Source organism: Sphingobacterium olei, assembly GCF_005048855.1.
GTDB classification, from domain to species: Bacteria; Bacteroidota; Bacteroidia; order Sphingobacteriales; family Sphingobacteriaceae; genus Sphingobacterium; species Sphingobacterium olei.
In genome coordinates, this window is sequence record NZ_SUME01000013.1 from 20,498 (window position 1) to 47,130 (window position 26,633).

Here is a 26,633-nt window from a genome sequence, read left to right on the forward strand (position 1 = left end):
CGATTATAGTGTTAGTGAAGACGTACAATCTCCGCGTCATTGCGAACCTGAGGTACGAAGGTGTGGCAATCTAAGTTGAATCTCTATAACACTGTCGATAACGGCATGATCGGCGAGGCGTTCGGCGTAGACGGTTACTTTTGTGAGGTCGGGGTATGCTGTGAGAGGTTCTTCTTCGAGGTAATAAACCACACTATCGATGGTCTGGGTAGGCGGAATGTCTTCGTCTTGCCGGTATTGAAATAGGATATCCTGCATCTGGGCCTGAATGGTTTTGGATTCCCGGGATCTGCTGCTACTGGTTAAGTTAGCAAAGATCATCATGCCTACGGCAAACACACTGAGCAGGATGACCATCGCAATTAGTACCTCGACCAACGTAGAGGCTTTTAATCTTCGTCGCGTTATCTTCATCGTCTTCATTCCAGCCAGGTTAGTATACTATTCGGTACATTCTTTTCTTCTTTTTGCCAGGCATAGCTCTGCAGGAAGAAGGGATGGCGTGCCGATCGATCAAGGTTGATATCGATCAGGAAGTTCTCGTACAGGGAGCTGGGGGTCTGCGTAATAAAACGATAACAGTACGTGCTGCCTCTTACGGTTAAGGGTTTCGTGTATTTGAGCATCCCAAATGCAATGAGCTCGCCCGTTACTAAACTGTTTTCACCTAGGCTCAGCATGTGGGGTACGGAACTCCGCTTTTCTTCATAAAGCAGGACACTCCCAGCGATGGAGCCATCTTTGCCTATCTTTAACGCTCTGCGGAACTCTTCGTCTTCGGCAAATAATACCAAGGCAGATGGATACGAGAGGTGTACTTCATCGCCCACAATAAGGGAGTCTGTAGCGAAGAGTTGTACACTTCCACGAAAGCCCTTGTCGACTCGTATGGTGGGGGCGATGCAGATGATGTGTTCTAGGGTGCAGTCGGCAGTAATATGGATCAGCGTGTCGCTGGATAGCATGATATTGCCTTCTATTGCTTGATTAGAAAGCCATAGCGCTGCTTCGCTGTAAACGTATTGCGTGGGCTCTTTAAAGGAACGGAAATGTTGGGAAAATTGAAGCATCGAAGGGCTTAAAAAAGTGCTGCTATCCAGTCCTTCGGTTAACGGCTGCAAACGTTGCTTATCGATGGCGGGTAAAGCACGCTCGCTGAACTTCTTTTTGCCTTCGATAATTTCTTCTTTTCCATCGAAAAACTTGCCGTCAACGAATGCGGGTTTGATGCCGGCTTGAGGCAGGTAAGCGGTGCCGATAATCGTGGTACGGCCGCTTACTGATAGGTTACGGTCTTCATCAGAAACATACAGTACGGTACTGTCGATGCTTTCCAGACCGAGCAGGAAAGCACGCTTAATGCTGTCGTGCTGATAAATAGCCGTCAAAGTTACTTTGTCATACAACCCCCAGTTTTCTTTCTGCACACGCAGGCTGTCGCCTGCATAAAGCACATCGGCCCATACGGTGTCACTGGGAGAAAGATACACCGATTTGGAAAGTTCGAAACCCGAGGTAATAAGATTTAATAAACGGTCCTGATGCTGGATCTTACTATCTTGCTGCCTGTAAAAACTGTATAGGTAGATCAGCGAACCAAGGATAATGGTAATGATCAACGAGATAATCAATGTAAGCTGTAGCGCCGAAGCAGTCAGCTTTTTACTTACTTGTTTTTCTTCGAAAACAATTTCTGCCATTGCTGTCCGATGTAATGACCAGTTCTCCTGAATATATTCTGATCGATGTATGCTTCTTTGGAGATTTCGTTGCCCTCTTGATAGTAGGTGGTGGAAAATGTACTATCCTGTGGTAGACGCATAACAACCTTCCCATTTCGTCTGCCGGCTTTAAGCTTTCCCATTTCCAAGGTATTGCCTTTTTCGTCGTACAAACTATATGCTCCGGTTTCTTGCCCTTTTTTCCAGTGGCTCTGCTTTTTGAGGATGCCGTCGTCGGTCCACTCTGTCCAGGTTCCGGTTTTTAAACCTTTCTTAAATTGACCTTTGTAAGCAAGTTCATTATCAGGGTAATAATGCAGGTAGTCTCCATGCAGTAATTTACCCGAATAGTCGCCCTGTGTTTCATGGATTTTGCGCGAAGCATACCAGAAATAGGTGTTGTCGGGCGAGGTCTTTTTGTGTATTTCTTTTGTCTGGAATATAATTTTATGTTGATGATCGGTATGGATAGTCACCTTATTATTGTCCATGACGTCCATATAGTTTTGTGCCCATAAGGGGCTACAGCATGTGATCAAGAAAATAAGGATTCCTATAAACTTCATTTAAATATGGTTTTTGTTTCGTTTTTATGTGTAATAATGATGCGGTCGGGCTGGATGTTACGGACGGTAATCTCCTGTTGCCGGTCGTCTTTGGCCATCATGTATTGATTGCCCGATATGGTGACAATAGCGATCCGTTTTTTATTTGACTCGTTTTCGATAAAACCCTGATAGCTGATATCGACCTGAGGTTCGGGTTCAACATAGACAGCATAGGGATCTGTATAATGCAGGTCGACTTCTCCCTGCTCTCCAATCTCATCGTCTGCTGCATCGCCACTGTTGTAAATGGGATCCCGGTAGTTGAGAGAAAGGAATAGGCTATCTTTAACTGTATAATAGTCAAGATCCTGGACGGCTATATTTACAGGCCTGCTGGCCATGATCACTTGTCCTTCATCACCGGAGACCGCGCTGAATACGCGGTAGATAACATATCCCCACACACCGACGACTACGGCTAATAAAATGTAAACGAGTGCCTTATTGTTCATTCAGCAACTATTTCAAGTTCTCTATATTGGTATTGACCGGCACTTCCATCGTTTTCTGGACGTACGCGCCAACTGTATTTCCCCGGTTTTAGAATGAGCTCAATCTTATTGTCATAGGTTAACGAATCAATCAGTGCCGCCCGAATCTCCTCAAAATTAGGCGATACGAGTTGGAAACGGTAATATTTGGCATCTTCGTGGTGCTCCCACCAAAAGGCAATAACGGAGTCCGTTGTCTCCAGATTGTTCATGGGGGCGACCAGTGCGACCTGTTCTTCTTCAAGCGGGTACTCAATGAATTCCGCACAGGACGTTAATCCGCCGAAAAGTAACACCACAAGTCCTATTTTAAATAAGTACATAAATTAATTCTTGGTAGCTAAAGATAGGGAATATTATCTATTTTTACCAGCCCTTGATGGCACCACCTTTAAATGCCTCTTCTGCAGCCTGAACAACTTCGTCGGATTGATATGATTTTACAAAATTAGCAAGCTTGGCATCATCCTTATTGTCTTTACGGCTTACAATGATATTCACGTAAGGTGATTTTTCACTCTCTACAAAAATGCCGTCTTTTTTGGCTGTGAGCTGATGACTTGCTGCAAAATTGTTATTGATCACGGCCACTGTTACCTTATCGTCGTCCAATGTACGTGGCAGTTGGGGCGCTTCCAATTCCAGGATCCGCAGGTTTTTATTGTTTTCCGTTATATCCTGCAGTGTTGGAAGTAAATTGCTGCCATCCCTTAGCTTGATCAGGCCGACTTGCTGTAGTAATAGCAAGGCTCTTCCCAGATTGGTGGGATCATTCGGTATGACAATCGTATCTTCGTTTTTAAGCTGCTCGATGGATGTTATTTTTTTGGAATAGCCTGCCATCGGATAGACAAATGTATTGCCCAATACTTCAAAGTCATATCCCCTGTTTTTGGCCTGTACATCTAGATAAGGCCTGTTCTGAAATACATTGGCATCGATATCCTTTTGACGCAGGGCTTCATTAGGCATGACATAATCATTGAATGTAACGAGTTCGACATCCAGGTTATATTTTTCCTTGGCGACTTTCTTTGCTGTTTCGGCCAATACATACTCCGGTCCGGCTTGTACGCCGACCTTCAGTACATTCTCGTTATTGGAATTAGAAGAGCAGGATAGGGCAATGGCAGCGATTGCCAGGCCTATTATTGATTTGAAGGCTGTGTTCATATGTGTATTTTTTAACTGTATAATAATATAACTTTAATATCTCGGATAAAACTAGTAGGCATTGTTATTTGCGATGATCTACGCGTTTGGACAGCCTATCGCCCGTGAATTGGATAAGGAAGACAATGCCTACGAGCAGAATCAGCACCATATTCATAATCAGCGCATCATACCCGACGTATCCATATTGATAACCAATATGCCCGAGTCCGCCTGCACCTACTGCACCCCCCATTGCGGAGTAACCGACCAGTGTAATCAGGGTGACAGAAGCACTATTGATCAACGCAGGTAAAGCTTCGGGAACAAGTACCTTACGTACCACCTGCATGGGCGTAGCACCCATGGCACGGGCTGCTTCAATAAGACCATGCGGTATCTCCAATAGGCAATTTTCAACAAGACGGGCGACAAACGGAGCTGCACCAATACTGAGCGGTACGATAGCAGCCTGCATACCGATGGAGGTCCCTACCAACATACGGGTAAAAGGAATCATCCAGACGATAAGAATGATAAATGGGATCGAACGGAACACATTCACAAAGAAGGCTGTCGTGCGGTATAGCGAACGATTTTCCATTAATTGGCCGGGACGGGTGACAAATAGAAAGATACCTAAGGGCAAACCGATACAAAAACTGAAAAATCCAGATGTAAAGGTCATAAATATAGTTTCCCAAGTGCCTTTTAATAATAACCAAAATATTCCTTCAGACATATGTAATAGCAATTGTTTAAGTTAATCGATTCGTAAGGATGGGTTGAGTAGATCTTTGGTAACCTGTGTTTGTGGATTTAAAAACAGGGATTCCACATCATTCTGTTCAATGATCTCACCCTGTGCAATGACGGCTACCCTGTTGCATATCGCGCGTACAACCTCCATTTCGTGTGTGATCAGGATGATAGTAATGCCCAACTCGCGGTTTATTTTTTTTAAAAGAGCGAGTATGGACCGCGTAGTGTGCGGGTCGAGGGCGCTGGTTGCTTCATCGCAAAGCAATATTTCTGGATCTGATGCCAAGGCTCTTCCGATGGCGACCCGTTGTTTTTGCCCACCGGATAAATTCGCCGGATATTCATCTTTTTTATCGAGCAGATCCACCAGTACGAGTAACCGCTCTACCTTATCCCGGATCACCTCCGTACGGGTACCGACAAGTTCGAGTGGAAACGCGATATTTTCGTATACGGTACGCGAGGAGAGGAGGTTGAATTGTTGGAATATCATCCCAATTTTGCGACGGACTTGAATAAGTGCCTTGTCCCCCAACGTAGCCAAATCAACCTTATCCCAGAAAATATGTCCGGAGGTGGGCCTTTCAAGTAGGTTAACCGTGCGGATCAAGGTGCTTTTCCCTGCACCGGATGATCCTATGATGCCAAAGATATCTTCTTTTTCGATGTGCAACGTAACCTCTTTTAACGCGACTACCCGACCATTTTTTTTATGAAATACCTTACTTACCTTGTCTAAATGAATCATATACTTTTGTAAAAGTATCCATCGTATACCGTATACAGGTAGCCTGTCGTGGATGTTTTTTTTCCAACAAAATAGTTTTATGGGGCTAAGATAAGGTGTTTAATTTATTTAATGTAATTAAATCTATAAGACTGGTCTATATTGTTTCGATATAGCGTTCGGTTTGAAACCAATTTGCCTGCTTATCGGCGGATGAAATGGGTTGTCGGGATTCGCTGTTACGAAAATGTTTGTGCGTGTCGCAATAAAAATTTTCTGCTTTTTACAATATTTGTGGAAAATACTTTAATTGAGATTGGTTTTGTCTTGTGAAAAAAAGCTATTTTTGCGTTTAAATAATGCACACTTTAATTTTGTGGTATATAAAATGGCAAAGATCGGGAGAGGGAACATGCTGTCCATATTATCAATTCTAATTTTATTGGAATTTACGTCATGTCAGCACAGCTCAAGCACCACCTTGGGTTATATTGCAACAGCTGATACGGCTGTTGCCGGATTCGACTCGACGATGATACAGCCAGAGCCAAAGAAAAGTCCATTACTGATTACAAAATGGGATTCTTTACAAAAGAATCTAATAACATTCCAAGTGGATAGTATCAATCCTGTTGATGTCAAATTGCAGAAACGACGCTTAAAAGATTCTTTGCGCAGAGAATTTGATAACAAACCGAAGCATGTTTACCTTACATTCGATGATGGTCCCTTAATCGGCAGTGCAGCGATTGATTCCATTGCTACGGCAAAGGATATCAAAATAAATGCTTTTTTGGTCGGACGGCATGCTAATATGAGCAAACGTCTGAAGCGAGATCTGGAAAAATACAGATCAAATCCACTGGTGGGTTGTTATAATCATTCCTATACGCACGGAATGAACAGATTCAGTGCATTTTATAGCAATCCAAATACGGCATTTGCTGATTTCGAAAAGAATGAAGTTGATTTAGCTTTAACGCATAAGATTATTCGCTTACCAGGCCGAAATATATGGATATATGACGATGTGCGTAAGATAGATCTGCAAAGTGGATCGAGTACCGCAGATTTACTGTATACCAATGGGTACAAGATCTATGGGTGGGACGTCGAATGGAGAATCCACGGATTAACCGGCAAACCGATACAGTCGGTAGGGGAGATATATCATCGGATCCGGAACTTTATGAACAACAAGAGTTCCTTGACACCTAACAACGTGGTTTTACTGATGCACGACGATATGTTTCAGAATAAGAAAGGACAGCTGTTACTGACAGCACTCATCGACAGCCTTAAACGCGAAGATTATCAATTTGATTTTATAGAAGATTACCCGAAGAGATATTAATCGGTCATATTCTTTATCCTTTGCGTAGATATTTGGTTAGAATTACAATCGTCTGTCCTTCTACTTTTCCTTCTATTTGTTCGGTGTTGTCGGCCACTAATTTTATATTCTTGACAACTGTACCCAGTTTTGCGCTTAAAGAAGACCCTTTTACATCTAACGTTTTGGTAAGAACGACCGTATCTCCTTCATATAATCGGGTGCCATTGGAATCCTGATGAAATTCTACAGTACCGTCCTGTTCGTGGTCACCTGTTTTCTTAGCCCATTCTAGGTTTTCGTCATCCAGATAAAGTATCTCCAGATTATCCGATGCCCAGCTCTCATTTCGCAATCGGCTTAATATCCGCCAGGCGACGACCTGTACGGCAGGGTATTCAGACCACATGCTGTCCGACAGCACTTTCCAGTGTTCTGAATTTAATTGTTCTTTTTTTTCGATCTGTGCCAGACAAGTCTGACATACCAAAATACTGTTGTCGCTATTTGCTACAGACGTAGGGGGTACTTCGTATATGGAAAGATTTTCTGTATACGAACATAATTCACATGCCCCTCCACTGCGTGCAATAAGTTGTTGCGCTAGATTCATCTGATTTTATTTTGCGCAAAAATACGAAATTAAAATCTTTTGAAGGCGTATTAGCAAATTCGAAAGTATCAAGGGAGTGTTTTGATCGTTGATTTTTTTTAATCAAACATTCCTGACGCAGTAAGAAAGTTGTGGCAGAGATTTTGTATTATTGATTAGAAAAAAAATATTAATCATTAAATAGCTGAATTATGAAATGGCAAGGTGGCCGTAGAGGCGGAAATATTGAGGATAGAAGGGGGATGTCTGGGGGACAAAAACTCACACTTGGAGGTATTGGTGGCGTGATCGTACTGGTGGTTAGTTTATTACTGGGCGGGGATCCTGCGCAGATATTGGATCAGATGGGCGGTGGTAGTGCGATGAATGCATCCCAGCAAGGGGAGTATCAATCTACTCCAGAAGAGGATCGACTATTGGATTTTGCCGATGTTGTACTCGCGAGCACGGACGATGTATGGTCTAGTTTATTCAAGAAAGCGGGAGAAACTTATCCTAAACCAACGATGGTCATCTATACAGAAGGTACGGCAACGGAAGGCTGTGGCTATGGACAGTCGCACTTTGGGCCTTTTTACTGTCCTGCGGACCAGAAAGTATACCTCGACCTGGGATTTAATAGAGAGTTGTCTGAGAAATTTGGCGCTAAAGGTGAGTTTGCGTTAGCGTATGTAATTGCTCATGAAGTGGGACATCATATTCAGAATGTATTGGGTGTGATGGATAAGACCAATGCTATGCGGGGGAAGATGAGCGAGCGGGAATATAATAAAATTTCGGTGATGACGGAATTGCAAGCGGATTTTTATGCTGGTGTATGGGCTCATCACGTTAATAAGCTTACCGAAATCGAGTTGACCTACGATGATATTGTAGATGGTATGCAGGCTGCAGCAGCAGTTGGTGATGATCACCTTCAAGAACAGGCGACAGGACGTTCCAATCCGGAATCGTTTACACATGGTACTTCGGAACAACGGGCATATTGGTTTAAAAAGGGATATGATACCGGAGATATTAATGCCGGTAATACTTTCAATGACCCAAGTTTGAAGTAAATTTCTTTCAGAAAGCCTATTGAATCAATAGGTTACAGCCCCGGATGTCTGCATTGTCAAAGCGACCGAGGATCTCGAAATCACCATTTTCGTGATATTTGCCCAAGTCCTGGGTGGCAATAAATGAGCAGGAGTAATAGTTTGCTAGATCAATGACATTTATAGCTCCTGTTTTTGTGTTGTCGAGCAATGTCAATGGATCGTTGGTATCTCGAATAAGTATCTTCATCCACGGAGGTGTTTTAAAAAGTCCGTGTCCGTAAGAATACCCTTGCGATAGCAACTCTGTCATGCCATATTCGGAATGGATGGTGGAAGTTCCGAACCCCTTACACAATAATTCGTGCAGCTCAAGGCGAACCATTTCTTTGCGTTGACCCTTCATACCTCCTGTCTCCATTACGATGAGATCAGGAAAGTTGACCGTGTATTTTTCAATAAAATCTAATAAGGCATAGGTAACCCCGATAAGTATGGTCTTTGTACCCTTGACCTGCAATTCTTGTAGTACGCGATATAGGTCTTCGTGGTTATAAAGAAAATAATTGCTTTCCTCCTGATGGGAAGATTTTATGAGATCGTCTACCATATAGATAAGACTCGATCCAGACCGTTCTAGATAGGATGGAAGGAGGGCGAGTATAGCCGTGTTTCTTATATCCCCATAGAACAACGCAAAGGCGTTGCGAAAACTCTTTTCGTATATCTGTATATCCGCTACGGGATGTCGGCTCGTCACCATTCCTGTAGTACCCGAACTGGTAAACGTAATTTCAGGAGTTTTGTCTTTGACGATAATCGACTGCGTCTTGAAAAACTGGATTGGCAGAAACGGGATTTTTGAGTAATGATCGACCCGGTCTGGTTGAACACCGAGATGGGTTACATATTGGCGATAAACTGGCGTATGTTCATATTGATAGTGGAATGTAGCCAATGCAGCCGCATTAAATTGATGATCATCTGAAATATCAAAAAGATGTGCTGCCATTTTACAAACATGTGATATAACAGGACAAGCTGCCTGCCGCTGGTAGGCAGCTTGTCCTATATTTCTTATAACATACCGCCACAGACCGGTAATACCTGACCGTTGATGTATGCGGAAAGATCGGAGGCTAAGAATAGACAGGCGTTGGCCACATCTTCTGCTTCGCCGGCACGTTTTAACGGGATATTAGCTTCCCATCCTGCAACGACTTTGGGATCCAATACTTCCGTCATCTCGGTGCGTATGAATCCCGGAGCAACAACGTTGGTACGGATATTACGGGAACCGAGCTCTTTGGCAAGGGATTTTGAGAAACCAATGATACCCGCTTTAGAAGCAGCATAATTTGCCTGTCCTGCGTTACCTTGCACACCTACCACCGAACTCATATTGATAATGCTTCCTTTACGATTTTTCATCATTACTTTGGAAACTGCTTTCGATACATTGAAAATAGACTTCAGATTGATATTGATGACATCATCCCAGTTTTCTTCGGTCATGCGCATCAATAGGCCATCTTTTGTAATACCTGCGTTATTCACAACGATATCGACGGTGCCGAAGTCGGCTACTATACTGTCTATTAACTTCTCTGCTTCGTCAAATTTTGAAGCATCTGAGCGATAACCTTTAACTTGTGTTCCAAAAGCTTGTAATTCCTGCTCTAGTGCTTGTCCTTTTTCTACTGAAGATAAATAGGTAAAAGCTACGTTAGCCCCTTGTTGGGCAAATACCTCAGCAATTTTACGACCTATACCTTTTGAAGCTCCTGTTACCAAAGCTGTTTTTCCCTCAAGTAATTTCATATGTATAATATTATTGTTATTCATCCTCAGCACAAAAGTGTTAAATTCTGTTTATAATCCAAAAATAAACTTTTATTAATATAGCCGGCATTTATAATAGAAGTCTCTGAAGTTTTCTAAAAATGTAAAGGAAATTATCGGTTTTTACAATTTCATTAGGGAAATGAGAGAATTTTGACAAAACCATTCGAAATAACCAATTCTGAATGTTAATTTTGCATCCAATTAAATAAACATGGGCAAGAAAAAACAAAAAACTGAAGTCGACGTAGTTCTTATTGGTGGGGGTATAATGAGTGCTACATTAGGTACGCTTATTAATGAATTAAATCCTGCTGTCAATATTGAGATATTAGAGCGCTTAGATGTTGTTGCTGCGGAAAGTTCGGATGCATGGAATAATGCTGGAACAGGTCATTCTGCCCTATGTGAATTAAATTATACACCTGAACAACCTGATGGTTCTGTGAAAATCGACAAGGCGATTACAATAGCAGAACAGTTTGAGGTGTCAAAACAATTCTGGTCTTACTTAGTTGAAAAAGGAGTAATTGCCAATCCAGAACAGTTTATCCGTCAGGTGCCTCATATGAGTGCTGTATTTGGAGAGAAAGATGTGAATTTCTTAAAAACACGCTATCAAACGCTGACGAAGGAAAACCTGTTCAAGGGGATGGAATATACAGAGGAGAAGTCGCTTTTGGAGGAATGGATTCCACTGATGATGGAAGGCCGTGATCCGAATGAACCTATCGCTGCAACAAAAATGGAGATTGGTACAGATGTTAACTTTGGGGTGCTTACCGAGGATTTGATAAATCACCTCGATAAAAAAGATAATATTAAACTTTCCTTAAATCAGGAGGTAAAAGATATTGAACGTGAGGACGATGGACGTTGGGAAATAGAAGTTAAAGACTTAAAAACGGGCGAGAAACGTGAGATTATAGCCAAATTTGTCTTTATCGGTGCAGGAGGCCATTCTCTATTGTTATTGGAAAAATCCGGTATCCCGGAAGCTAAAGGATATGGTGGTTTTCCGGTAGGTGGGCAATGGTTGCGCTGTACGAATGAAGAAATCATTAGCCAACACAACTCAAAAGTATATGGTAAAGCTTCAGTAGGTGCTCCTCCGATGTCGGTACCTCATCTAGATACCCGTTATATTGATGGAAAACAAGCGTTGTTGTTTGGACCATATGCGGGGTTTTCAACCAAATTCTTGAAAAAAGGGTCGTATTTCGACCTACCTGCCTCCATTAAATTGTCGAATATTAAACCCATGCTTTCTGCGGGATTAGATAATTTGCCATTAACGAAGTATTTGATTACGGAAGTAATGAAGAAACCGAAAGATAAGTTGGATTCCCTGAAACAATTTATGCCGACGGCCAAATTGGAAGATTGGGCAATTGAAAAAGCAGGACAACGGGTGCAGGTAATCAAAAAAGACCCTAAGCATGGTGGAATATTGGAATTTGGTACGGAAGTGGTATCGAGCGCTGATGGTTCCATTGCTGCACTATTGGGTGCCTCGCCAGGTGCTTCGACTTCGGTAGCCATTATGATACAGCTATTGAAAAAATGTTTTCCGGAGCGGGCAAAATCAGATGAATATCGTAAGAAATTAAGGGAAATGATCCCTTCATGGGGGAAGTCATTAAACGATGACCCACAGTTGTGTGCATACACAAGGGAAAAAACGCATACCGTATTAAAACTAAAATAAGTTAGACAAACTTATGGGGTGCTAAGAATAGAGATGACTCTATTAAAAGGCTGAGATTATACCCAATACCTGTAACAGGTAGGAACCTGATCCGGATAATGCCGGCGTAGGGATTAATTTCTAAATCATGTCTTAAAGCAGTTCCGTAAGTGTAGTTATCCTTAACGCACTTCAATGGAAATAATAATTGAACATATCGTTACCGCTTTCCAGCAAACTTCCTGGTTGGAAAGATTAGCTGTTATATTTGGAATCATTCAGGTACTGTTGTCCAAAAATAACAAAGTATCAAATTATTTTTTTGGAATACTCTCCATTACATTGAGCATGTATGTCCTGTTTGGTGCAAAATTGTATGCCGAAATCGCGCTCAATATGTATTACTTAATCATGAGTATATATGGTTGGTGGTACTGGACGACTAACAAGGTGGCTAAAGACCGACCGATCAGCAGTTGCAGTAAAAAGGAATGGCAGGTAGTAGGCGCCATTGTGTTCGGTGGCTTTTTTCTTTTCTATTTTATTTTAAAAGGAGTTACAGATTCTGACGTACCCATGTGGGATGCATGGGTAACTTCTACTGCATGGGCGGGGATGTGGTTATTGGCAAAACGGAAAATTGAGAATTGGATATTGCTAAATATCAGTAATTTCTTTGCTGTTCCTCTTTTGATCCACAAGGATCTTTATCTTTTTGCCGCACTTACTTCATTTTTATTCATCGTAGCTATATTTGGCTTTCTAAAATGGAAAAAGATCATGCGCCTTCAACTTAATTAATTTGCTATGATATCCCCTAAAAACAAGGCGCTGATACAAGATTATCAAGCGCAATCTATACAACATAAAAGACTAGTCGCTGAGCAGTTGGAAATGATCTATGAGCAGAAATGGTTTAATATATGGGTACCACGTAGTTATGGGGGATTAGAGCTGAGCATCATGGAAGGCTTTTCGTTGTTAGAGGAATTGGCTTACCTGGATGGCGGACTTGGATGGACGGTTACACTGTGTTCCGGAGCGAATATGTTTGCCGGATACCTGCAACCGGACAGTGCCAAAGCGATATTTTCGCGGCGGAAGGTATGCTGGGGCGGTAGCGGAAGGGTAGGTGGAGTAGCTAATCTCGAGGATGGACTGTATGAAATAAGTGGACAATGGCAATATGCTACGGGTGCGCCGCATCTTACCCATTTTACGTTGAATTGTTTTATTCATGAAAATGGTGTACCACTGCTTGATGAAGATGGTAATCCTGTTGTGCGGTCGTTCTTTGTGGATCGGGATAATGTATTGATCCACTACGATTGGGATACCATGGGGCTGGAATGTACAGCTAGCCATAGCTTTTCTATCGATAAATTATCGGTTTCTCCATCAAACTCCTTTACCATCTCTCCCGAGCATCGTTTGTCCTCCAGCCCTTTATTTGCTTACCCTTTTTTGCCTTTTGCAGAGATTACATTATTGGCAAATTACACTGGGATGTACCGCAGGTTTTTGGATTTAGTAGAAAAGTACTTTTTTGAAAAATCAAAGAATGAGGCCTGGGCAGATAAGTATGCTAAGGACCGCTTTAAGCTCGTAGACCGTAAAAGAATATATTTAGAACAGGAAATACAGTTGATACGGGAACATTGCGTCGTATCCTGGGAAAATTTTAAGATCGGACAGACCTCAAATGATGCTATCTTTCAACAAATTCATTTACAGGCACATGCTATCGTAAAGGAGATTAAAAGCAGTGTGTTAGAATTGTATCCAATGGTGGGGATTCATGGCGCGCAACGTAAAAATGAATTAAATATCGTGTTTCGAAATTTATTTACAGCCAGCCAACATAGTTTACTCAATATTGAAGATTAACTTTTGCTAATCTTCAATAAGTTGTTGTAAGTCTTGGTTGTAAACCAGGTTTTTCGCTAATTCGAAGAGATGTGCCTCAGACTCATAAAAATGCATCATATAACCGGCAGTGTTGACAAATACAATGAGATCCCCGATTTGAGGAAACGCGTTAAATTTGATCTTCCGTTTCAGGATAAATTCCTGTTCTAAGCAGTAAGCCCCAACTAAATACCCATAATATTCTTCCTCCTCACTGCCTTCTGTTGCCGGAAGGTGAATGGGATCCAGTAGGAAATCTGCACTTGAACTCCGTAATTGTGTACGGTTCATTTCCAATCCAATCAACAGTTCCCCATTGGTATCCGGTTTTCGAAAAGCTACTTTTGCAACCGTAATACCGGCTTGATCGAGTGTACTGCGCCCGGGTTCTATTCGGAGCTCGATTTCACGATCGTGAATAAGTTCGTGAATAGGGATCCCGTCTCTATTTTTGTATATTAAAATTTCTTCCAGAAAACGAGCTTTGTTCACTTCATTGTAATACGGGTATACTGCGGGTTCTCCGTAAATACGGCCATCCAAAATAGTCATTCCCAGCGGATCCCGGTCGTACGTAATGGGGGTACGCTGATACAGCACAGATGATTTCAGTTCTGCTAAAAAGGAATCCCACTCTTGTCGGGAAGATAAGTAATTGATCAGATACCCGCCACCAATATCGATGATCTGCGTTTCAATACGTTGGGCACGCAGGAGGTCGCTTAACGCAATGCATTGCAACAACGCTTCTCCACGCTGCGGAATGGAGTAACCGTTCAAATGAAAATGAAGCCCTAGATAGTTGAATCGGGGGTATCTCGAAGGCAAAGTCTGGCTGATCAATTCCTTTGCCAGATCGATGTCAAATCCAAATCTGCTCGACATTTTATGACCTATAAAATCAAATCCACTTACTCGGACCAAGATCGGAGTTTGCGTATCGAGTTCTTCGCAGATCTCATGGATTAGATTGCATTCATCTATATTATCCACCGTAATGGGGATTTGGTTTTTAACGGCTAACGCAATAAGCCTGTCGTTTTTAACGGCTGCCGTGAGCACGATATGATGAGGTGGAACACCTTCTTTTAAAGCCTGATCTAGTTCGCGAAAGCTTGCGGTATCTACCCCGGCGCCTGTTTCTTTGGCGGATTTCACAAAGGAAATAGCTTTATTCGCCTTGCGTGCAAAAAATACCTGGTGTTTGAGTTCGTATTTTTTAAATACAGCTTTAAAGGCTGTTATATTTTCTTCAAAACTGCGCAGATGATGAATGTTAATAGGAGAGTGATGCTGTTCTATCGCCCCTTGTATTAATTGTTTATTGCGTATGATCTCATTTACCCATGATGCTATTATGGGCGTTAAAGGTGTGTGCTTATAGGCTGTGCTCATATTGTTTCTTGTACTTCGTGGTTACTAAACTGGCTGTCTTATGCGCCCAGATATTTCCGAAATTATATGATTTTCGGGAAAGGGTGTCATTATCAAGCACATTACCTTCGGTGGGAGTGCCATAGACATATAACATCGAATTTTCTTTTCCGATTAGCGTTCCATCGGAATGGATCGCTATTGATCCGGTGTGATACGAATCATTGATGAGCTCTCGCACCATTCCACTTTTAAACAGATTGCCGTACAGATGGTTATTAGCAGCTGCTAAATTCGGTTTGGCAATCCGGCCGTCAATATGGTATTGAAATGTTTTCGTGTAGTAATCATTGAAAAGTTCGAGACCATTGGAATTGAACCGGAATGCCGGCAGCTTACCGTACTTGGCTTGTATGTATCCCGCCTTCAGCAGTGCATGGATTTTTTTACTGTTTTCGGCTGGGGGGCCAAAACTAAGCCTATTCATGTTGCTAGACCATTTTCTATCAAAATATTCGTGCGATTTTCCGTCCATTCCACAGAAGTTGTAAACTTTTGCCATTTGAAGCAGACATGCCCTGCAGGCGTGTACGGCAAGCATGAATGGGCTTGCCGAAATTCCTTTTGCAGCTTCCTCCTGCATATATTGTGTGATTTCCAGCATGTACTGATGGTAGTTCTCAAGCTGCGGACTATCAAGATCTTTGTTGGGAAAGAAAAGTTTGTCGATTACTTCCATTTCTGTTAGGCCATCATCCTCACGTGCCAGTCTGTTATAGGCATACTGAATTTCTTTCTGTAGGATCGGTGCAATATCTTTCTTAAAGGATATCTTATTTTCTCGGTTGCGCTGTCGTACGCTGTCTATATAATGGTCTGTGAAAAATATCAGTTCATATTTTTCCTCGGGCAGCATTCCACTCCGCGGTAGCATCATTAAATTATTGCGGGAATAAGGATAAAGTATCGGCTCTCTTCCTGATGGAATATAGATTAATTCATTATGCTGATATTCAAATCTGCCACCACGACCTTCGGTAAGGTGTAGGGCAACGTCTGTAAAAGTGAGTCCGTATCCCTGTATTGCGACGTCTGCTTGATCGGGTATAAGATCCAGTTGTCGGATAGGATAGGCGGAATTAAAGCAGGTCACATGGGCATGCTGCTGTGCGTTTTCCAAATAGGAATTGTGATAACTATTACCTGTAACTAGGAGGATGGACTCATATGCAAAAGGTAATCGTTGATTGTCGGCATATAATGTATAGGTGGAGGTCGATTCTATGATATCTTCGACTTGCGTGCTAATGAGACGGATCGAAACATTTTTCGGAACAACCTGTACGACATGTTGTAAGCAATCCATTAAATAATAGCCAACCAATTCCCGGGACGCAAAATCTCTGGGATTGACTTCTGGGCATTGCTCATGTTTATTGTGCTTAATCCACTCTGTTAGATTTAAACGCTGCGTTACGATTTGAGGTGCTTGCTGTACTTCCCATGCATCGATATTACCGATCGCATAGTTGATGAGTAAGTAATCAGGTTGATCGGGACGATAGTTTTGTCCACATGCAAAAAAGGAATTGGTATTGAAAATATGAATCTCCAGATTTGTAGTGCTTTCGGCATCTTTTAATTGTGCCAAAAGTCTTTCTAAGGCGTAAAATCCTTTTGGGCCACCACCTACTATAGCGATACATTCTGTTGCAGGTGATGGTCTTAGATCCTTGATTTCAATGGTTTTATCCGATATGATTTTTTTGGATTTTAACCCGTGTTGTGTAATATGTTTGGATTGCCAAATCATACATTTTTTATTTTTACGGTATTCGGAAAATGTCGACTGATCCATTCCTTATTGTAGATAGTATCCAAATACCTTTCGCCTCTATCGGCGAATATCCCGACTACAGAAGCTTTTCGCTCAATTTTGTTTGCTATCTTTTCAATAGCGGAGATTACAGCTCCAGATGAACCTCCCGCTAAGATACTTTCTTTTTGCAGAAGCTCATGGCATCCCATAATACATTCCTCATCGTGGACATGTATTACCTGCTCAATTAAATTCTGATCTAAAAACTCGGAATGTTGACTGGATCCCATGCCCGGAATACGGCGTAACTGCGGATCGTCGTCAAAAATAACCGACCCAACAGCGTCGACTGCTATAACTCTGGTTTTTGCTTTCTGACGATGGAGTTCTTTGGCGAACCCCATTAGCGTGCCACAGGTACTAGTGGGAATGAGTATATAGTCGGGAAAATAACCCAAGGATTGGTGAATTTCATTGACGGTATGTCGATGGGCTAGGGGGTTGTCGTGATTATGATATTGATTGGGGTTAAAGGAGTTTGGATACTTTGCTAATAATTCTTGGACTTTTTCTAATCGTGTCTTTAGATAACCTCCCTTACCGTCATGTTCGGTGACGGTGACGAATTCGGCGCCATATGTTTCCAATAGTTTGGCAGCTTGTGGATTAATATGCGGATCTACAACGAGTATTAATTTTAGACCATAGTATAGGCATATCTGCGCCAAGCCGATCCCCATGTTGCCTGAGGTAGACTCAATGATAATGGTATCGCTACTTATTTTCCCTTCTTGGAGTGCATGCGTAATAATTCGATAAGACGTTCTATCTTTAATACTTCCTCCTGGGTTCTGCATTTCCATTTTACCATAGAACTCAAAACCGTATTCTGCAAATATGTTTTCCAAATGTACTAAAGGTGTATTTCCAATAAGGGATAGTATCCCTTCCATTGTCTGATTTTTGATCATATATAAAGTGCTATTGCTACTTTATAACAATTTGGAAGTAGGTTTTGTTTCGCGCATTTCAAAGGCTGAGACCGGAGTGATAAGTGCAAAAACGTCCAAATCATATAACAATGTACCATCCTTACAAATTCGGCAAATGTCGCCTTAGCGGTTTTAACCTATTTCGTTAACAACGCACGAGCTGTAATATCAAAAGAATGCAGGCGCTTAGCATCGTCGAAGATATAATTTGTAGTGATGATCTCATCAACCTGATAACGAGCTATAAAATCTCCTAATTCTGAGCGAATATCATTTTCGGTACCGATAAAAGTGCATGATACCATGCTCTGTACCGCTTGTTCGATTTCAGCTATTCCATCGTAAATGGGTTTTTCGGTAGGAGGGGATAAGGGTATGCGTCGATTGGTAAGAATACCTGCAAACATGTTGAATAAACTCGTGGAAAGGTATTTCGCTTCGTCATACGAATCTGCTGCGACAATATTTACACAGACCATAGTATACGGTTCGTTTAATTGTGCCGAAGGTTTAAAATTCTTTTGATATATTTCGGTCGCTTGGGATAACATTGCAGGAGCAAAATGGGCTGCAAATGCATAAGGAAGCCCCAGTTCTGCGGCAAGATAGGCGCTATCTGTACTCGACCCTAATATATAGATGGGGATATTTTGTCCTTCACCGGGAAAGGCACGTACCTTGGCCTGGACATTGTTCTCATCAAAGTACTGTTGGAGTGCCAATACGTCATCTTTGAAGTAAAAGGAAGTGTTGAGATTATTCCGACGTAGGGCCATTGCCGTCACCTGATCTGTACCTGGGGCCCTACCTAGACCCAGATCTATACGATTAGGATATATACTTTCTAATGTGCCAAATTGTTCGGCAATAACCAATGGAGAATGATTAGGGAGCATAATTCCGCCTGAACCTACGCGGATCGTATTTGTCCTTCCGGCGATATGTCCTATTAATACAGCCGTAGCCGAACTTGCAATATGCTGCATGTTGTGATGTTCGGCAAACCAGATCCGGTGATAGCCTAATTTTTCGATATATTGAGCGCCGATGACCGATCTTTCAATTGCTTCAGAGGTTGTTGATCCTTTGCTAATTGTAGCTAATTCTAATGCAGATAATTTAATGTGATCCATATGTTGTTGTTTCTTCGTGAACCCGCCGGCTCCATGGAGTGTGGGTAAGCTTGTTCTCGCCTACGACCGGCCGAATATTTCATAATTTAAAGATACAATGAATCAATATAGACTTTGTAATTTTACTGTCTTTTATCGTGCTCTGTGTGCATGTATGACAATATGATTACCTGTCATATCGGTTGTAAAATAAAGGAAGTCTTTACCCCCGTCTTTTATTCTAAATTTTTTGCGAATATCGGCCACTTTCACAGGATAATTCTTTGTAGCAACGTTCGCTTGATAGATTCTATTTTCTTTCTTGAAATTGGACAGAGAATAAACCTGTTGGATTTCGAATATACGTCCGGGGAAATGATCTTTAATGTCGTTAGCAGTATACAAATGTGTGTGCTGGTGTAATTTGTATAGATCAAAGCGTTTCGCTATGGTTTTGAATGCACCGGCTTTGGTAACGGATACATCTGGGTCGTACAAATAATGCAGCGGATCGGAGGCACGAATTAATGTTACCTTTTCCTCTTGAATCGTGAATGAATGACGCTGTAACTGATCTTGAAAAATCCGTATTGCTGAAATAACTGCCTCTCCCTCATAATTTCGCTCTTGCACAAATAATAGTTCTTTGCAATCGCCATCCACACTGATCACGTATACCCGCTTAATATGTCGTAGTTTCTGCAAGGCCGCCGATATATCCAATAAAGGGGACAGTTTGCTGATAATGGTATGGGATTTTTGAAAGAATAGATCTTGTAATGCTACGATATTGGGTTCACAGTCTTCTAATAAAAAAACTTTTGCGTGGTTTACCCGACGGGAGGGGTCGATAAAAATATAATCCAGCGCGTCATCTTTTTGTTGACTTACATATGCGACACCATCTGTCGCGAGGCATATCAAATTTTGAACACCGAGTTCTATCGCATTCTGCGTTACGATTTCAGATAGATTTTTATTAAGTTCACAATGAATGACGACCTCGGCCTCTTGTGCCATGTAACAGCTATCCACTCCGAATCCGCCTGTAATATCGATCACGCGGGCACCTTTTGCTATAAGGGTTTGTTTTACCAGTGCGGTGTGTTCAGAAGAACATTGTTCAAGATTGATCTTGTCTGGATAATAAATAGGAGAGGAAAAAGCCCATGTCGGTAATTTACGAACGCTACGCTGCCAACCATCGATCTGAGCGGCTAGTTCTGAAGAATTCACATCTGGAAAAGGACTTTTCTTCAAAGCAATAGCAGAAGGTGATTTCTCTCTATTTTCTTTGATGAACTGCTGTATGTCCTTATCTAAAATGCGTTTATTCATCTATATTTCTCACTAGCATTTGGCAAGTGTAACTGTCCTTAAGTTCGCGAATTATTTCCTTATTTACTAATACTCTATCCAAAGTTTGTTGATTGTAATAGCGAATCGTTATCAATTCTAGACCAGAAGCTACGCTTACTTTATAGCGTTTTTCGAGATCCTCCAATAATTTCCACACATTTTCGCCGGTATCATCTATGCTCACTGAAAAACTGATCGCACTGTTATGCATCATATTTATTTTAATACGGTTTTGGTGGAATAAATTAAAAATATGACTTAAATTATCTTCAACGATGAAGGAAAAATCGCGTGGTTGAATGTTGATGAATACCTGATTGACCTTGAAAATAAAAGAAGGTACGGGTAAAGTTTGATTGGTCGTACGGATCTTTGTTCCATTTTTTTCCGGATTGATGAAAGAACGTACATTTAATGTGATTTTCTTATTCTGTAATGGTTTTATTGTTTTTGGATGGATTACTGTCGCCCCATAGTACGTCAACTCGATCGCATCAGTATAAGATAATTCGGGGATTAATTCAGTTTGGTCAAACCATTTTGGGTCTGCATTAAGTACTCCGGGAACATCTTTCCAGATGGTAATATCTTCTACATTCAGACAGGATGCAAAGATGGCGGCCGAATAATCTGATCCCTCTCGACCTAACGTCGTTGTGAAATTCTCGGATGTGGAGCCAATAAAACCTTGTGTAATAATGACATGCTCATCTAATATAAATGGAATATCCCTTCGAATTTTATCTTCCGTTTTTTCCCAATCCACGTTTGCCTCGGTATAGGTATTGTCGGTAAGAATGTAATCCCTAGCATCGACCCATTTAGCACTGATGTTGCTCAACTGGCAGTAAGCCGCCAACACCTTAGATGATAGAATTTCACCCAGTGAAACAATTTGGTCAAATAGATAGTCAAAAGAATCTTGGGGTTCTTCTTCCAAGATCCATTCCACTTCAACAAAACAATTTGCAATTTCATCGAATATAGGATGATTCTCCGTGTCGAATAATTGCTTTAATATATTGAAATGATCATTTTTAACGGCATGGAGCTGAACAAAGGCATCTCCAGTTTGGTCTACATAATTCTTCGTTACTTCCACCAGTTTATCGGTCGTTTTTCCTATTGCAGATACGACCACAAGAAGCTCTTGATCTTTGTATTTTGAAATGATAGCAGTGACATTTTTTATGCTTTCTGCATCTTTCACTGATGCGCCTCCAAACTTGAATACTTGCATTAATTCTTAAATATAATAGATTTATTTTTCTAATTTTTCTTGATACTTTCGATATACTGCTTACCTCGGATGTTTAATAAGCCGTGTATTTTCTCATATGGAATACGGACTTCCGTTGTACCTTCTGAATAGGGCTTGATTTCATATTCGTTGTAATAGAAGACAAGATGATTTTCTGTGAAACCAAAATTGTCATTGAGTTTAAATTTACCCCCTTCAAAAAAATAGGAGCTGTCCAGTGATGTCGTATCTTGGATGGACTCGACCTCAATAAAATATCGTTCTGCAATTTTAGTTAATTCTTCTTGTTTATTCTCTGCTAAAACATCAGTGAGCTCAATTTTTTCGGCTTTTAAAATATCAAAATTGGACCAAAATACGTAATTATTTCCATGTGCTCCTCCGGTATATTCGGAGAGCTTATTTTTCATGGAAAAGAATAATGGTGTATTTATCGTAATCAGGCACTCAATTTTGCGATACCAGGCAAAGTGAAGTTGTCTTGTAGCCTCATCTTCTACAAATTCATTGTATCCCATAATAAAGTTATCCGCCGCATCTTGAGCAGTGTTTTCACCTTCAATGAGGATATGAGGTTTTAATAAATCGTTGTACTTTTGAATACTAAATTGAGGATATCTTATGGAATAAAATGCAGTATCAATCGTATCGTTATGGAGGGCGAAATAGGGACTGATCTCATTGAAATCTACATAGCTAAATTGCAAGGTATCTTCCAAAAAGGGCAGTTTATTTTTAGCTGATGTCGATTTATCGTTATTTTCGATACCACAAGCCCAGATAAAAACAACTAACAATATAATATAGATGAGTTTATGCATCCAGTGAATAGCCATCTATACTGTTTTAAAATGTTTGATCACCCGCTTGCCGAATATTGTACTGCCTAACCGTACCATGTTGCTGCCTCGTTCTATTGCTAATTTATAATCGGAAGACATGCCCATCGAAAGTATATCGAACGTATCTTCCTTACGGTAATAGCTCACTTTCACGCCATCGAAAAGCATTTTTAATTCATAAAATTCTTCCTTAATTTCTTTTTCTTTATCGGTATTTGTTGCAATACCCATCAAACCTCTGATGCGCACGTTTTTCAGCTCGGCAAACTCCGCTTGTTGAAACATTTCAATCAATTCAGCATGGTCAAAGCCGTACTTAGTTTCCTCCTCCGCAATGAACACCTGCAAAAGACAATCAATTACACGATTGTTCTTTACTGCGTGTTTGTTGATTTCTTTTAATAACTTGAATGAATCCACAGAGTGGATCAATGAAATGAAAGGTGCAATGTATTTTACTTTATTGGTCTGAAGATGTCCTACTAAATGCCATTCGATGTCTTTTGGAAGTGCTTCGTATTTGTCTACGAGCTCTTGAACCATATTTTCTCCAAATAATCGCTGTCCAGCGTTATAGGCTTCTAATATATCTTCGTTGGATTTTGTTTTGGAAATAGCAACCAATGTTACGCTTAGTGGAGCCAATTCTTGTTGTATTTCTTCTATATTCGTTGTGATGCTCATGTATGCAATAATATTTTGGGAATGATCTATCTAAAAGCAATGATTACAATGCCTTTTCGTATTTTTGTACAAATTTACAAAATGCAACGCTTATTATTTGTTATAATATTTTCGTTTTTTTCAGAGAGTGTTCGTATCCAATGGTCTTCAAGAACCTTCGTGAGGTTTTCATGGTTGTTGGTGTTACCACTGATCGCAACGTCTTTTTTGGTTGTTTCCTGCAAGGGCGAGGGGACTGGCAGTCAACTGTCTGAACGGAAAATGTCTGAATTGATGACGGAGGTGCATTTGATAGATGGTTATCTTTCTACATTGAGCAAAGATAGTGCGGTTAAAGTCCTGCCTGTAATGTATGAGGAAATTTTTAAAAAGTATGGGTTGGATTCGACTACTTTTGCCAAAAACCTTAGTCACTATATGGGAGATCCAAATTTGACCGAAAAAATATATGGAGATGTGAAGAAAAAGTTGGAAGGATACAATAAAGAGATTATGGTCAAGGATTCATTGCGTAATGCGTATCGGCAGGATAGCATCAACAGGGTATACCGATTGCAAAAAAATGTGGATGATATGAGAAATCTTATTTCCAACGTGGTATTGGATACGACCGAATTGACATATGCTGAATATACAAGAATGTTTTATGACCACTCTGATGTTGCTATTCAAGCATATGGCGTTCACATCTCTCCACCGGTTGTTAAGGTGCCTCAAACACTACCTACCGATACAATACCTCCGATTAATGAAGATCGGCTTAATAGAGATCAGCCCATTGAACGATCTCCTGTAGAGGAATTGCCAGTTGAGTTGCATCCTGAGGCATTAAAGCCTTGGTCGGATACCAGTAGAAATGTTCCGCGTTCTGTACCAAATACGCTGAGGCCTTTACAACGACCTAAATTATTGTAGAAGTATGATTTATCCTCAAAACGCAATAGATAAGTTAGGGTTCACGGATATTAGGAATTTAATAAAAGAAAAATGTCTGAGTGAAGCTGGAAAATTGATGGTTGAGAAAATTCAACCTCAAGTAAAAATAGATCAAATAGACCGTTTCCTGCGTCAAACTCAAGAATTTAAAAATATCTTGCAGCACGATGCACCTTTGCCCGTAGATCATATTTATCCGATTAAGCCGTTGGCAGAGAAAGCAAAAATAGAAGGAAGTTTTCTCTTCGAAGAAGAATTGTACAGTATGTTGCGCTCACTTCGTACGGTCTACGCCATTATCCGATATTTTAATGAAAGAGAGGGGCAATATGCTCATCTCGAATTGTTGTTTGAACATCTCCCGATTGAAAAATCAATTGTAAGATCAATCGAAATGGTATTGGATGATCGGGGTAAGATGAAGGACAATGCCTCGCGTTTACTTCTAGATTTAAGTCAGCAGATTTTAAAAAGCGAACAAGAAGCACGTAAACGGTTGGATACTGTTTTTAAACAGGCACAAAGCAATGGATGGACTGCCGATAGTGGGCTGACGATACGGGATGGCCGGTTGTGTATCCCTATTCTGGCGGAAAATAAGCGGAAGGTAAAGGGACTGATTCATGATGAATCGGCTACGGGACAAACTGCTTATATTGAGCCAGAAGAGGTATTTCATCTGAATAATAAGGTTAGGGATTTGGAATTTGAGAGACGACGGGAGGTGATCCGTATCCTGACCGACCTGACAAGTGAACTACGTCCACATGTACCCCTCTTACTCGCTTATCACGGCCTGCTTACCAAGTTGGATTTTGTACGAGCTAAGGCGTTATTTGCAATAGATATTGATGCGGTGATGCCCCTTCTTTCGAAAGAAGCAGATGTCAACTTGGTCAATGCCAGACACCCCTTATTGTTTTTAAACGCTAAAAAAGGTAATCAACATCCGGTAGTGCCCCTGAATATTAAAATTGATGGTACAGATCGTATTATTCTCGTCTCCGGTCCTAATGCAGGAGGAAAGTCTGTGTGTATGAAAACGGTCGGACTATTGCAGTTGATGTTGCAGTCCGGTCTTTTAATTCCTGCAGATGAGACTTCTACGGTAGGCATATTCAAACAAATTTTTGCAGATATCGGCGACGATCAATCTATTGAAAGTGATCTGAGTACATACAGCGCTCACTTGTCGAAAATGAAACATTTTGCGGGCTTTGCAAATGCACGTACATTGGTGCTTATAGATGAATTTGGGACAGGAACTGACCCGCAATTTGGAGGGCCGATAGCAGAAGCCGTATTAGAACAATTGAATAAAAAAGGAGTAAGAGGAGTGATCACAACGCACTACTCGAATCTAAAATTGTTTGCAAGCCACGCGGAAGGGTTGGAAAATGCTTCTATGCTATTCGATAATCAACAGATGAAACCGCTTTATATACTCCAAACGGGTAAACCCGGGAGTTCATATGCATTTGAAATTGCCCAAAAAATTGGATTACCAAAAGAAATCCTCGAGGCTGCAAAACAGAAAATCGGTGTGCAGCAAAAGAAAGTGGACACACTATTGGTTGACTTAGAACGAGATAAAAAAGAGATATACGATACTAAGAAGGCTGTAATCCGACGGGAGAAGGAGGTTGAAGAATTGAAAGCCAAATACGAGTCCTTACAGGCATATATGGAGGAAAATAAAAAGGAAATTATCCGAACGGCCAAGGAAGAAGCAAAATCGATACTGAAGGATGCAAATAAGTTGGTCGAGAATACGATTTCTGAAATAAAATCTGTTCAGGCAGATAAAGATAAGACAAAAGAGATCCGATTGAGATTAAATCAGCAGTTGGATAAACATACCTCAGATTTAAAAGAGAAAGTTGTAAAACCTAAAATTGCGGATGTTGGACATGTGGAGCTACAGATAGGAGATTGGGTACGGATCGAAGATTCGGGTTCTGAGGGGGAGATTTTAGAAATAACAAAAGGCAGTAGTTTGATAATTGCTTTAGGGGAACTTCGTACGGTAGTGAAAAAGAACCGTGTTACGAAACTACGGAGTAAGGAAAAATCGAAAGCTATTAAACGACTGGGTAGCCTCTCAACGGATTCAGTAGCTGACTTTCAACCGGAGATCGACGTACGAGGGATGCGCACGGAAGATGCGTTGCAGAAGATAGAATTGGTGTTGGATCGTGCGGTGATGATAGGGTATCCGACGCTAAAAATAGTGCATGGCAAAGGCGACGGAATATTGCGGAAGTTTATTCGGGATTATTTGCGAAAATATAGCCATGTGAATAGATTTGAAGATGAGCATGCTGATCGAGGAGGAGATGGAATAACCTATGCGTACATCAATTAAAATTAACA

General features: G+C 41.1%; 26 protein-coding genes. 7 read left to right on the forward strand and 19 right to left on the reverse strand.

Translation table 11 applies throughout. From position 1 onward, the window contains the following. Nucleotides 1-36: 36 nt before the first annotated feature. From FAZ15_RS21345 to FAZ15_RS21380, 8 genes are all read right to left on the reverse strand, one after another. On the reverse strand, nt 37-423 hold the full coding sequence (locus FAZ15_RS21345; RefSeq protein ID WP_136903406.1) for a type II secretion system protein: 387 nt from the start codon (nt 421-423) through the stop codon (nt 37-39). Continuing rightward, the gene (locus FAZ15_RS21350) at nt 420-1,700 is read right to left on the reverse strand and encodes a hypothetical protein (protein WP_136903407.1); all 1,281 of its coding nucleotides are present in this window, start codon (nt 1,698-1,700) and stop codon (nt 420-422) included. Before FAZ15_RS21350 ends, FAZ15_RS21345 begins: the two co-directional genes overlap by 4 nt. Further along, nucleotides 1,667-2,287, reverse strand: coding sequence for a toxin-antitoxin system YwqK family antitoxin (locus FAZ15_RS21355; RefSeq protein WP_136903408.1), 621 nt, complete (start codon nt 2,285-2,287; stop codon nt 1,667-1,669). Before FAZ15_RS21355 ends, FAZ15_RS21350 begins: the two co-directional genes overlap by 34 nt. Beyond that, nucleotides 2,284-2,781: a CpaB family protein gene (locus FAZ15_RS21360; protein WP_136903409.1), complete on the reverse strand. Its 498-nt coding sequence runs from the start codon at nt 2,779-2,781 to the stop codon at nt 2,284-2,286. The genes FAZ15_RS21355 and FAZ15_RS21360 overlap by 4 nt, the downstream gene beginning before the upstream one ends. Further along, complete coding sequence (locus tag FAZ15_RS21365; protein ID WP_136903410.1) at nt 2,778-3,143, reverse strand: hypothetical protein; 366 nt, start codon at nt 3,141-3,143, stop codon at nt 2,778-2,780. The genes FAZ15_RS21360 and FAZ15_RS21365 overlap by 4 nt, the downstream gene beginning before the upstream one ends. A 43-nt stretch (nt 3,144-3,186) precedes the next feature. Continuing rightward, a complete protein-coding gene (gene metQ, locus FAZ15_RS21370; RefSeq protein WP_136903411.1) occupies nt 3,187-3,993 on the reverse strand; it encodes a methionine ABC transporter substrate-binding lipoprotein MetQ in 807 nt (268 codons plus the stop codon). Between the two features lie 64 nt (nt 3,994-4,057). Then, on the reverse strand, nt 4,058-4,714 hold the full coding sequence (locus FAZ15_RS21375) for a methionine ABC transporter permease MetI (RefSeq protein ID WP_136903412.1): 657 nt from the start codon (nt 4,712-4,714) through the stop codon (nt 4,058-4,060). A 21-nt stretch (nt 4,715-4,735) separates the two neighbouring features. Beyond that, nucleotides 4,736-5,482, reverse strand: coding sequence for a methionine ABC transporter ATP-binding protein (locus FAZ15_RS21380; protein WP_136903413.1), 747 nt, complete (start codon nt 5,480-5,482; stop codon nt 4,736-4,738). Nucleotides 5,483-5,849: 367 nt separating this feature from the next. On the opposite strand from FAZ15_RS21380, the gene FAZ15_RS21385 reads away from it, so the two are divergent. Continuing rightward, nucleotides 5,850-6,815, forward strand: coding sequence for a polysaccharide deacetylase family protein (locus tag FAZ15_RS21385; protein WP_238387339.1), 966 nt, complete (start codon nt 5,850-5,852; stop codon nt 6,813-6,815). Between the two features lie 13 nt (nt 6,816-6,828). Here FAZ15_RS21385 and FAZ15_RS21390 read toward each other — a convergent pair whose 3' ends face one another. After that, on the reverse strand, nt 6,829-7,407 hold the full coding sequence (locus tag FAZ15_RS21390) for a PhnA domain-containing protein (protein WP_136903414.1): 579 nt from the start codon (nt 7,405-7,407) through the stop codon (nt 6,829-6,831). A 191-nt stretch (nt 7,408-7,598) separates the two neighbouring features. Between FAZ15_RS21390 and ypfJ the strand changes: the two genes are divergently transcribed. Beyond that, nucleotides 7,599-8,465 (forward strand): KPN_02809 family neutral zinc metallopeptidase, encoded by an 867-nt coding sequence (gene ypfJ / locus FAZ15_RS21395; protein ID WP_136903415.1) that lies wholly within the window; start codon nt 7,599-7,601, stop codon nt 8,463-8,465. A 16-nt stretch (nt 8,466-8,481) separates the two neighbouring features. On the opposite strand, the gene FAZ15_RS21400 is transcribed toward ypfJ, so the two are convergent. Both FAZ15_RS21400 and fabG read right to left on the reverse strand, forming a co-directional pair. Then, complete coding sequence (locus tag FAZ15_RS21400; RefSeq protein WP_136903416.1) at nt 8,482-9,456, reverse strand: LuxE/PaaK family acyltransferase; 975 nt, start codon at nt 9,454-9,456, stop codon at nt 8,482-8,484. A 65-nt stretch (nt 9,457-9,521) separates the two neighbouring features. After that, on the reverse strand, nt 9,522-10,265 hold the full coding sequence (gene fabG, locus FAZ15_RS21405) for a 3-oxoacyl-[acyl-carrier-protein] reductase (protein WP_136903417.1): 744 nt from the start codon (nt 10,263-10,265) through the stop codon (nt 9,522-9,524). Nucleotides 10,266-10,500: 235 nt separating this feature from the next. On the opposite strand from fabG, the gene FAZ15_RS21410 reads away from it, so the two are divergent. The 3 genes from FAZ15_RS21410 to FAZ15_RS21420 all read left to right on the forward strand — a co-directional run bounded on the left by FAZ15_RS21410 (nt 10,501) and on the right by FAZ15_RS21420 (nt 13,860). Next, nucleotides 10,501-11,994, forward strand: coding sequence for a malate:quinone oxidoreductase (locus FAZ15_RS21410; protein ID WP_136903418.1), 1,494 nt, complete (start codon nt 10,501-10,503; stop codon nt 11,992-11,994). 174 nt (nt 11,995-12,168) lie between these two features. Beyond that, nucleotides 12,169-12,774, forward strand: coding sequence for a nicotinamide riboside transporter PnuC (gene pnuC / locus FAZ15_RS21415; RefSeq protein WP_202912466.1), 606 nt, complete (start codon nt 12,169-12,171; stop codon nt 12,772-12,774). 6 nt (nt 12,775-12,780) lie between these two features. Next, nucleotides 12,781-13,860 carry an acyl-CoA dehydrogenase family protein gene (locus FAZ15_RS21420; protein WP_136903419.1) on the forward strand — a complete coding sequence of 360 codons (1,080 nt, stop codon included), beginning with the start codon at nt 12,781-12,783 and terminating at the stop codon, nt 13,858-13,860. 6 nt (nt 13,861-13,866) lie between these two features. Here the strand turns inward: FAZ15_RS21420 and FAZ15_RS21425 are convergent, their stop codons facing one another. From FAZ15_RS21425 to FAZ15_RS21460, 8 genes are all read right to left on the reverse strand, one after another. Next, on the reverse strand, nt 13,867-15,276 hold the full coding sequence (locus FAZ15_RS21425) for a type III PLP-dependent enzyme domain-containing protein (protein ID WP_136903420.1): 1,410 nt from the start codon (nt 15,274-15,276) through the stop codon (nt 13,867-13,869). Further along, nucleotides 15,260-17,068, reverse strand: coding sequence for an FAD/NAD(P)-binding protein (locus tag FAZ15_RS21430; protein WP_162305026.1), 1,809 nt, complete (start codon nt 17,066-17,068; stop codon nt 15,260-15,262). The genes FAZ15_RS21425 and FAZ15_RS21430 overlap by 17 nt, the downstream gene beginning before the upstream one ends. Next, on the reverse strand, nt 17,065-18,045 hold the full coding sequence (gene sbnA / locus FAZ15_RS21435; protein WP_136903422.1) for a 2,3-diaminopropionate biosynthesis protein SbnA: 981 nt from the start codon (nt 18,043-18,045) through the stop codon (nt 17,065-17,067). Before sbnA ends, FAZ15_RS21430 begins: the two co-directional genes overlap by 4 nt. 158 nt (nt 18,046-18,203) lie before the next feature. Further along, nucleotides 18,204-19,199 carry an LLM class flavin-dependent oxidoreductase gene (locus FAZ15_RS21440; RefSeq protein WP_136903423.1) on the reverse strand — a complete coding sequence of 332 codons (996 nt, stop codon included), beginning with the start codon at nt 19,197-19,199 and terminating at the stop codon, nt 18,204-18,206. Nucleotides 19,200-19,331: 132 nt separating this feature from the next. Next, the gene (locus FAZ15_RS21445; RefSeq protein ID WP_136903424.1) at nt 19,332-20,516 is read right to left on the reverse strand and encodes a THUMP-like domain-containing protein; all 1,185 of its coding nucleotides are present in this window, start codon (nt 20,514-20,516) and stop codon (nt 19,332-19,334) included. Further along, on the reverse strand, nt 20,509-21,777 hold the full coding sequence (locus FAZ15_RS21450; RefSeq protein WP_136903425.1) for an aspartate kinase: 1,269 nt from the start codon (nt 21,775-21,777) through the stop codon (nt 20,509-20,511). Before FAZ15_RS21450 ends, FAZ15_RS21445 begins: the two co-directional genes overlap by 8 nt. Nucleotides 21,778-21,806: 29 nt before the next feature. Then, on the reverse strand, nt 21,807-22,634 hold the full coding sequence (locus tag FAZ15_RS21455; protein WP_136903426.1) for a DUF3298 and DUF4163 domain-containing protein: 828 nt from the start codon (nt 22,632-22,634) through the stop codon (nt 21,807-21,809). Further along, on the reverse strand, nt 22,635-23,324 hold the full coding sequence (locus FAZ15_RS21460) for a YggS family pyridoxal phosphate-dependent enzyme (RefSeq protein WP_136903427.1): 690 nt from the start codon (nt 23,322-23,324) through the stop codon (nt 22,635-22,637). Nucleotides 23,325-23,405: 81 nt separating this feature from the next. Here FAZ15_RS21460 and FAZ15_RS21465 point away from each other — a divergent pair, with 81 nt between their 5' ends. Both FAZ15_RS21465 and FAZ15_RS21470 read left to right on the forward strand, forming a co-directional pair. Next, nucleotides 23,406-24,239: a DUF4296 domain-containing protein gene (locus tag FAZ15_RS21465; RefSeq protein ID WP_162305027.1), complete on the forward strand. Its 834-nt coding sequence runs from the start codon at nt 23,406-23,408 to the stop codon at nt 24,237-24,239. 4 nt (nt 24,240-24,243) lie between these two features. Further along, entirely contained in the window at nt 24,244-26,625 is a 2,382-nt protein-coding gene (locus FAZ15_RS21470) for an endonuclease MutS2 (protein ID WP_136903429.1), read from the forward strand. Nucleotides 26,626-26,633: the final 8 nt, after the last annotated feature.

What these genes read in the sequence shown, in the direction of transcription:
- FAZ15_RS21345 (WP_136903406.1), bottom strand. Translation starts at nt 423, where the DNA reads ATGAAGACGATGAAGATAACGCGACGAAGATTAAAAGCCTCTACGTTG.
- FAZ15_RS21350 (WP_136903407.1), bottom strand. Translation starts at nt 1,700, where the DNA reads ATGGCAGAAATTGTTTTCGAAGAAAAACAAGTAAGTAAAAAGCTGACT.
- FAZ15_RS21355 (WP_136903408.1), bottom strand. Translation starts at nt 2,287, where the DNA reads ATGAAGTTTATAGGAATCCTTATTTTCTTGATCACATGCTGTAGCCCC.
- FAZ15_RS21360 (WP_136903409.1), bottom strand. Translation starts at nt 2,781, where the DNA reads ATGAACAATAAGGCACTCGTTTACATTTTATTAGCCGTAGTCGTCGGT.
- FAZ15_RS21365 (WP_136903410.1), bottom strand. Translation starts at nt 3,143, where the DNA reads ATGTACTTATTTAAAATAGGACTTGTGGTGTTACTTTTCGGCGGATTA.
- metQ (WP_136903411.1), bottom strand. Translation starts at nt 3,993, where the DNA reads ATGAACACAGCCTTCAAATCAATAATAGGCCTGGCAATCGCTGCCATT.
- FAZ15_RS21375 (WP_136903412.1), bottom strand. Translation starts at nt 4,714, where the DNA reads ATGTCTGAAGGAATATTTTGGTTATTATTAAAAGGCACTTGGGAAACT.
- FAZ15_RS21380 (WP_136903413.1), bottom strand. Translation starts at nt 5,482, where the DNA reads ATGATTCATTTAGACAAGGTAAGTAAGGTATTTCATAAAAAAAATGGT.
- FAZ15_RS21385 (WP_238387339.1), top strand. Translation starts at nt 5,850, where the DNA reads ATGGCAAAGATCGGGAGAGGGAACATGCTGTCCATATTATCAATTCTA.
- FAZ15_RS21390 (WP_136903414.1), bottom strand. Translation starts at nt 7,407, where the DNA reads ATGAATCTAGCGCAACAACTTATTGCACGCAGTGGAGGGGCATGTGAA.
- ypfJ (WP_136903415.1), top strand. Translation starts at nt 7,599, where the DNA reads ATGAAATGGCAAGGTGGCCGTAGAGGCGGAAATATTGAGGATAGAAGG.
- FAZ15_RS21400 (WP_136903416.1), bottom strand. Translation starts at nt 9,456, where the DNA reads ATGGCAGCACATCTTTTTGATATTTCAGATGATCATCAATTTAATGCG.
- fabG (WP_136903417.1), bottom strand. Translation starts at nt 10,265, where the DNA reads ATGAAATTACTTGAGGGAAAAACAGCTTTGGTAACAGGAGCTTCAAAA.
- FAZ15_RS21410 (WP_136903418.1), top strand. Translation starts at nt 10,501, where the DNA reads ATGGGCAAGAAAAAACAAAAAACTGAAGTCGACGTAGTTCTTATTGGT.
- pnuC (WP_202912466.1), top strand. Translation starts at nt 12,169, where the DNA reads ATGGAAATAATAATTGAACATATCGTTACCGCTTTCCAGCAAACTTCC.
- FAZ15_RS21420 (WP_136903419.1), top strand. Translation starts at nt 12,781, where the DNA reads ATGATATCCCCTAAAAACAAGGCGCTGATACAAGATTATCAAGCGCAA.
- FAZ15_RS21425 (WP_136903420.1), bottom strand. Translation starts at nt 15,276, where the DNA reads ATGAGCACAGCCTATAAGCACACACCTTTAACGCCCATAATAGCATCA.
- FAZ15_RS21430 (WP_162305026.1), bottom strand. Translation starts at nt 17,068, where the DNA reads ATGATTTGGCAATCCAAACATATTACACAACACGGGTTAAAATCCAAA.
- sbnA (WP_136903422.1), bottom strand. Translation starts at nt 18,045, where the DNA reads ATGATCAAAAATCAGACAATGGAAGGGATACTATCCCTTATTGGAAAT.
- FAZ15_RS21440 (WP_136903423.1), bottom strand. Translation starts at nt 19,199, where the DNA reads ATGGATCACATTAAATTATCTGCATTAGAATTAGCTACAATTAGCAAA.
- FAZ15_RS21445 (WP_136903424.1), bottom strand. Translation starts at nt 20,516, where the DNA reads ATGAATAAACGCATTTTAGATAAGGACATACAGCAGTTCATCAAAGAA.
- FAZ15_RS21450 (WP_136903425.1), bottom strand. Translation starts at nt 21,777, where the DNA reads ATGCAAGTATTCAAGTTTGGAGGCGCATCAGTGAAAGATGCAGAAAGC.
- FAZ15_RS21455 (WP_136903426.1), bottom strand. Translation starts at nt 22,634, where the DNA reads ATGGCTATTCACTGGATGCATAAACTCATCTATATTATATTGTTAGTT.
- FAZ15_RS21460 (WP_136903427.1), bottom strand. Translation starts at nt 23,324, where the DNA reads ATGAGCATCACAACGAATATAGAAGAAATACAACAAGAATTGGCTCCA.
- FAZ15_RS21465 (WP_162305027.1), top strand. Translation starts at nt 23,406, where the DNA reads ATGCAACGCTTATTATTTGTTATAATATTTTCGTTTTTTTCAGAGAGT.
- FAZ15_RS21470 (WP_136903429.1), top strand. Translation starts at nt 24,244, where the DNA reads ATGATTTATCCTCAAAACGCAATAGATAAGTTAGGGTTCACGGATATT.